Source organism: Acinetobacter sp. YH16044 (assembly GCF_013417145.1).
Lineage (GTDB): Bacteria > Pseudomonadota > Gammaproteobacteria > Pseudomonadales > Moraxellaceae > Acinetobacter > Acinetobacter amyesii.
Genome location: NZ_VPEK01000149.1, coordinates 1 through 1,276, shown reverse-complemented (window position 1 = coordinate 1,276; position 1,276 = coordinate 1). Strand labels below are relative to the sequence as shown.

Here is a 1,276-nt window from a genome sequence, read left to right as displayed (position 1 = left end):
ATGTTTTACTAGCTTCATTCATTCCAATAAGTTCGACTTCTGTTCCTTCACGTCTAAACTTAATGACCACTTTATCTACGGCAGCAACCGCAGAAACATCCCAGAAGTGTGCCTGACTGACATCAATCACCACTTTTGAAAGTGCCTCTTTGAAATCAAATGCAGAAGTAAATTTATCTGCTGAACTGAAGAACACTTGACCTGTTACCGTATAAGTACGTGTGCTTTCTGATTCATCAAATACAGATTGAATCGCCATATAGCGTTCAATTTTATTGGCAAAAAATGATGCAGAAAGAAGAACACCGACTAATACACCATAAGCCAGGTTATGTGTGGCAACAACTACGACGACTGTAACGATCATCACGATATTGCTAGAGAGAGGATATTGGCGGATATTGCGCAGAGAATCCCAGTTAAATGTTCCAATTGATACCATAATCATAACAGCAACCAGTTCAGCCATTGGAATGACTTTAAGCCAGTCACTGATAAACACCACCATAATCAACAGGAAGACCCCGGCACTAAATGTAGATAAACGGGTACGCCCACCAGATTTCACATTAATAATCGATTGACCAATCATGGCACAGCCTGCCATTCCGCCTAAGAAGCCTGAAGCAATATTGGCAACGCCTTGTCCTTTACACTCACGGTTTTTATCACTATTGGTATCTGTTAAATCATCGACAATCGTTGCTGTCATCATAGATTCAAGCAAACCTACGGCTGCTAATCCCAGTGAATAAGGCAAAATAATCGTTAAGGTTTCAAGATTTAAAGGAATATCAGGAAGCAAGAAAATTGGAAGCGTATCCGGTAATTGCCCCATATCTCCGACGGTTCTTACATCTAAACCAATGAATAAGGCAAAGAGCGTAAGTAAGACAATACAGATGAGAGGAGAGGGTAAAAGCTTCCCTATCACTGGAATATAAGGGAATAGATAAATAATGGCTAAACCACCAATTGTCATCGCATAGACATGCCATGTCACATTAGTGAGTTCAGGTAATTGAGCCATAAAAATTAGAATAGCCAGGGCATTCACAAAGCCAATCACAACTGACTTGGATACAAACCGCATCAAGGCACCTAATTTTAGATAGCCGGCTAAGATTTGAATAAATCCTGTCAAAATTGTGGCTGCTAATAAGTATTGCAGACCATGCTCTTTAACCAGTGTTACCATTAATAACGCCATGGCACCGGTTGCCGCAGAAATCATACCAGGGCGACCACCTACAAAAGCAATCACCACGGCAATACA

At 40.8% G+C, this 1,276-nt stretch carries 1 protein-coding gene; it reads right to left on the bottom strand.

All coding sequences use genetic code 11. The features are described 5' to 3' along the window. Positions 1–1,276: SulP family inorganic anion transporter (locus tag FTV38_RS17630; RefSeq protein WP_180023057.1), on the bottom strand; the 1,276-nt coding region annotated here is incomplete at both ends.